The sequence below is a fragment of the Rahnella sp. CJA17(1/100) genome (assembly GCF_963881615.1).
GTDB classification, from domain to species: domain Bacteria; phylum Pseudomonadota; class Gammaproteobacteria; order Enterobacterales; family Enterobacteriaceae; genus Rahnella; species Rahnella aceris.
This window is the reverse complement of sequence record NZ_CAWOJA010000068.1, coordinates 1-399: the sequence shown is the minus strand read 5'-3', so window position 1 is coordinate 399 and position 399 is coordinate 1. Positions and strand designations below refer to the sequence as shown.

Annotated in this window: 1 pseudogene; it reads left to right on the top strand. The window is 46.1% G+C overall.

The annotated features are described in order from the left end of the window. Positions 1 to 306: pseudogene (locus AACU55_RS22120) on the top strand (hypothetical protein); the annotation flags it as partial. Positions 307 to 399 lie beyond the last annotated feature (93 nt).

Genomic DNA, 399 nt, shown 5'->3' with positions numbered 1-399 from the left:
ATCGAAATTTATCATGATGTAGTCAAATCATTCGACGAGGTATTCACTCAAGCATTTATCGAAGATTTCGATGTTGAAGATAACTATGACGCATTGCCTGAGCAGCTTAAAAAGTTTCACCTGCAAGAAACTGAAGAAGTCGTAAAAACCTGCCTGACTGAAGCCGATGCGCGGGCCTTTATTGCGCGCAAGCAACACGACTACCCAAAGCTTTACACCTACGTCGAATCAATGGTGTTTTGCCCTCAAATGATTGAGCTACGCAACTGGATCATGTCACTGACTAAGCCAGAGGTGGCAGCATGACTAAAGCCGCCACTCGCGAAATGCTCTACTTACTCGCGGGCAGTGAGTCAGAGCACAAGCTCGACTTACTGCTATCGCTAACGCGCATTACAT